General features: G+C 62.5%; 5 protein-coding genes and 1 pseudogene. 2 read left to right on the top strand and 4 right to left on the bottom strand.

The features are described 5' to 3' along the window. Positions 1-235: 235 nt before the first annotated feature. Entirely contained in the window at positions 236-769 is a 534-nt protein-coding gene (locus EOA27_RS24830; protein WP_126080823.1) for a helix-turn-helix domain-containing protein, read from the bottom strand. 88 nt (positions 770-857) lie between these two features. Here EOA27_RS24830 and EOA27_RS24825 point away from each other — a divergent pair, with 88 nt between their 5' ends. Together EOA27_RS24825 and EOA27_RS24820 are read left to right on the top strand one after the other, a co-directional pair. Continuing rightward, positions 858-1,715, top strand: a complete 858-nt coding sequence (locus EOA27_RS24825) for an alpha/beta hydrolase (RefSeq protein ID WP_126080824.1) — start codon at positions 858-860, stop codon at positions 1,713-1,715. Between the two features lie 39 nt (positions 1,716-1,754). Further along, positions 1,755-2,411 (top strand): glutathione S-transferase family protein, encoded by a 657-nt coding sequence (locus EOA27_RS24820; protein ID WP_126080825.1) that lies wholly within the window; start codon positions 1,755-1,757, stop codon positions 2,409-2,411. A 103-nt stretch (positions 2,412-2,514) separates the two neighbouring features. Here the strand turns inward: EOA27_RS24820 and EOA27_RS24815 are convergent, their stop codons facing one another. From EOA27_RS24815 to EOA27_RS24805, 3 genes and pseudogenes are all read right to left on the bottom strand, one after another. After that, positions 2,515-2,790, bottom strand: a complete 276-nt coding sequence (locus tag EOA27_RS24815) for a metalloregulator ArsR/SmtB family transcription factor (protein WP_040998815.1) — start codon at positions 2,788-2,790, stop codon at positions 2,515-2,517. Positions 2,791-2,822: 32 nt separating this feature from the next. Continuing rightward, positions 2,823-4,124: pseudogene (locus EOA27_RS24810) on the bottom strand (MFS transporter); the annotation flags it as partial. A gap of 27 nt (positions 4,125-4,151) precedes the next feature. Beyond that, a partial coding sequence (locus EOA27_RS24805) for a DUF1192 family protein (RefSeq protein WP_127257488.1) occupies positions 4,152-4,290 on the bottom strand: 139 nt, incomplete at its 5' end.

The raw sequence follows: 4,290 nt of genomic DNA, 5'->3' as shown, positions 1-4,290 counted from the left end.
ATCCGATGATGCGCAGCGCCCAGGACCAGGTTTCAACGCTTTCGGAAGAGCTCGCCGGCGAGGGCATCTGACGCGCTTACGTGCGTCCCCTTCAGCTTAAAGCGCGTCGTGATCCTTCGGATTCGCTCCATGCGCTTTAGGTCTTTGATACGCATGTCTTATCCCGAAACCGGTTCCACTTTCGAGAGACATGCTTTAAATCGCGGCGCGCTGCACCCGATCCGCGCAACGGGCTTCAAGCCTCTGTCTTGATGTGGCGAAGTTCCTCGGCCTTGCGCTCGACGACGGCCTCATAAGCGGCCCGCAACTGCTGGCGCACGCTCGGCGCGCCGGGCGGCGTCCTCGAAGGCGCGCCTAGATGCTCATGGCGCAACTCGTCCATGAATTGCTCCCATAGCGGCGGACCGCCCTTTTCGAGCAGCTCGGCGCGGATCGACAATTCTTCGCTGACCGGCAGCCAGACGCGTCCCCAGGCGCCGAGCTGCGCCATGATCGGCACCAGCGTGATCGCCATCTCGGTCAGGCTGTAGATCGCCTTCTGCTTGTGGCTGGGGTCGTCGGCCTTGGTCAGCAGGCCGAGCGCCATCAGCCGCTTCAGCCGGTCGGCCAGGATGTTGGAGGCGATGCCCTCCAGCGAGCCATTGAGCAGCTCGCGAAAATGGCGCCGGCCGCCAAAGATCACGTCGCGCAGGATGATCAGGCTCCAACGGTCGCCGAACACTTCGAGCGACAGATTGATCGGGCAACCGGACCGGCGGTCGATGTTCATGGCAGTCTCCAGAAAAACCAGTTGCATTATGATATCGGTTTCACTATCGTGCAACTGATTGCAAAATGCAATCGGATTGGAGGAGCAGATGACCTACGCGGCGCAGCGCCCCGACATCGTTTCGGAAAGCTTCGGCAGTCCGAAAGATCCGCCGATCCTTCTGATCATGGGCGCCATGGCCTCGATGCTGTGGTGGCCGGAAGCCTTCTGCCGGCAACTCGCCAGGCGCGGCCGCTTTGTCATCCGCTACGACAACCGCGACACTGGACTGTCGACGAAATACCCGCCGGGCACGCCGCCCTACAATTTCGGGGATATGGTGGACGATGCGATCCAGGTGCTCGATGACCACGGCGTCGGCAAGGGGCATGTCGTCGGCCTGTCGATGGGCGGCATGCTCGCGCAGAACGTGGCGCTGAAATATCCTGAACGCGTCAGCGCGCTCACCGTGATCTCATCTTCGCCGCTCGGCGTCGATACGTCCGGCCTGCCCGGACCGACCGAAGCCTACAAGGAGCATTCGGCGCAAGGCGGCGACGTCGACTGGTCGAACAGGAAGCAGGTGCTCGACTTCATGGTCAAGGACGCCCGCGCGATCGCCAGCACGCGCCATCCATTCGACGAGGAACGCACGCACGCGATGATCGAGGCGGACTATGATCGCTCCGGCGGCCTCGCCAGCGCGACCAACCATTTCCTGCTCAAGGGCGGCGGCCCGAAACGGACGGTGCGAGACCTGATGGCACCGCTGCTCGTCATCCACGGCACCGCCGATCCGCTCTTTCCGATCGAACATGGCGAGGCGTTGGCAAAGGTGGTTCCCGGCGCAAGGCTGGTCAAGATCGAAGGCGGCGGCCATGAGCTGCACCGCAACGACTGGCGGCAGATCATCGACGCTATCGCGCCGAACGGCCGGAACTTGACGCGGCCGGCATGCGACAGGTGAATTCTTCAACCGTGATTGAAGGCGACAAAGAGGCCAAGCATGTCCCTGACTTTCCATTTCCACCCGCTGGCTTCGTTTTGCTGGAAGCCACTGATCGCGTTCTACGAGAACGACACGCCATTCAATCCGGTCATCGTCAATCTCGGCGACCAGGCCTCGCGCGCGGCGTTCCTGAAAGTGTCGCCGACTGGCAAGATGCCGGCGCTGCGCGACGATGCGCGCGAGCGAACGCTGCTGGAATCGACCATCATCATTGAATATCTGGCTGCGCATTATCCCGGGCCTGTCACGCTGGTGCCCACCGACATCGACTTTGCCCTTCAGGTCCGTCAGGCCGACCGCTTCTATGATTTCTACGTGCAGGCGCCGATGCAGAAGATCGTCGGCGACCGGCTGCGGCCAAAGAAGCAGACCGATCCATTCGGCGTCGAGGAAAGCCGCGCGCAGTTGCGCAACGCCTATGACATCGTCGAAAAGGAGATGCAGGAAAAAATCTGGGCGGTCGGCGACACCTTCACCATGGCCGACTGCTCGGCCTCACCCGCCTTGTTCTATGCCAACAAGGTTGAACCGTTCGGCGACAGGTTTCCGACGCTGAAACGCTATCACGATCGTCTGCTGGCGCGCCCATCCTTTGCCCGCGTGGTCGAGGAAGCGCAGCCCTATTTCAAGTTCTTCCCCTACAACAACGGCTAAAGCATGTCTCCCGAAAGTGGGAACCGGTATCGAGGACAAAGACATGCGTGAAATCAAAAACCTAAGCGTGGAGCGAATCTGAAAGATCGCGACGCGGTTTAGATCATTCCCCCGGCGCCGTTTCCCAGAACTGGTCGAGCCAGATGTTCAGCCTAAGGAAGCCGGCGCTGCTGACAGTATAGACGCGCCTGGTGCCTTCGGCCTTGGCATTGACAAGGCCGGCATCGAGCAGAACCTTCAGATGCTGGGAAACAGCCGGGCGCGAGACGGGCAATCCGGCCGCCAGTTCGTTCACCGTCTTCGGGCCGCGCCGGAGTTCTTCCAAGAGATAGCGCCGATTGGGGTCGGCTATCGCCACAAAGGCGTCAGAAAACATCATGCCGTTATTTGTGGGGCAAAGTTTTCGGAATCTCAACTATTGGTTTCAATCTTTCTGCGCGGATCGAGCCGGGTTGCTTCGGGCGTGACGGCGCGGTCCGCGGGCTGCGTCTTGAACGCATCGCGGTTTTCGATCGGCACCGGCGCGCGGGCGCGGATACGCAGCAGCGTGTAGCCGGCGAGGCTGAGATGAGCGAGCGCAGTTGCCAGGAAAAGCCCCTCCGTACGCACCGAACCCATCAAGGCCGCGGCCAAAAGCGGGCCGATCATCGTGCCGAAGCCGTAGAGCAGCAACAGGCCGCCCGAAACCTTGACGAAGTCCTCAGCGCGGGCATGGTCGTTGGCATGCGCGACGGCGATCGAATAGAGCGTGTAGGCGAAAGCGCCGTACGCAGCGGTCAGCACGATGACGAAGACGCCCGAGCGCGGCGCGAACATGAAGATCAGCACCGCGACCAGGGCCGCGCCGAAGGCAGCACCCGCCAGCACGAAGCGGCGGTCGGTTGTATCGGAAAGGCGCCCGGCCGGAAGCTGCATGGCGGCGCCGGAAACGACGACAAGGCTCATCATCAGCGCGATCTCGGCGGTGGAGATGCCGATGCGCGCGCCATAGACGGCGCCGAGCGTGCCCCAGGCGCCGTTGGCTATGCCGATCAAGAGGCACGCCACCGCCGACACCGGCGAATTGGCGTACAGGCCTTTGACGTCGAGCTTGACGTCCTGCAGCGGCTTCGGGGTCGATTGGGTAGAAACCGCCGTCGGAATGAGCGAAAGGCAAAACAGGATGCCGGTGATCATGAACAGCGAGGCCGATCGTACGTCTCCGCCGGCGACGATCATCTGGCCGCCCATGATCGATGCATAGGTAACCATCATATAGAGGCCGAAGACGGTGCCGCGGTTCTCGTTGGTGGCCTTCTCGTTCAGCCAGCTCTCGATCACCATGAAGGCGCCGGCCATGGTGAAGCCGGTGAAGGCGCGCAAAAGAATCCAGAAATATTCATCGATGATGAGGCCGGTGAGCAGCGCGATGATGGCGCCCGACGCGGCGAAGGCGCCGAAGGCCCGGACATGGCCGGCGCGGCGCACAAGGCGCGGGGCGAAGAAACAGCCGGTGACGAAGCCGCCTGCCCAGGCCGTGCCCATCAGGCCGAGCGATGCGGTCGAAAAGCCCTCGATCTGGCCGCGCAGCGGCAACAGCAGGCCGTGCAGGCCGGATGCCGCGAGCAGGAAGGCGGTACCGCGCAGCAGCGAGAGGATCGGTCGGTAGGTTGCAAACATCGCTTGATCCTGGTTCGGGCGCCGGGGTCTGAAAACAGGCGTATTGGGGCTTTTCGGCGGCGGTCTTGCGCGCCGACGAAATTATCCGCGCCGGAACAATGCGTCGGCGGCGGATTTGGTGGCGCTCTTGGCGGCCCGCTCTGCCTCAAGCCTGGCGATCTCGTCGCGCAGCAGGGCGATGCGCTCCGACAATTCGTCGACGGAAAGCAGCGAGAGCTGT

It is taken from the genome of Mesorhizobium sp. M2A.F.Ca.ET.037.01.1.1, from assembly GCF_003998075.1.
Lineage (GTDB): Bacteria > Pseudomonadota > Alphaproteobacteria > Rhizobiales > Rhizobiaceae > Mesorhizobium.
Note: the sequence above shows the minus strand (reverse complement) of the source record. Positions and strands in the feature narration are given on the sequence as shown.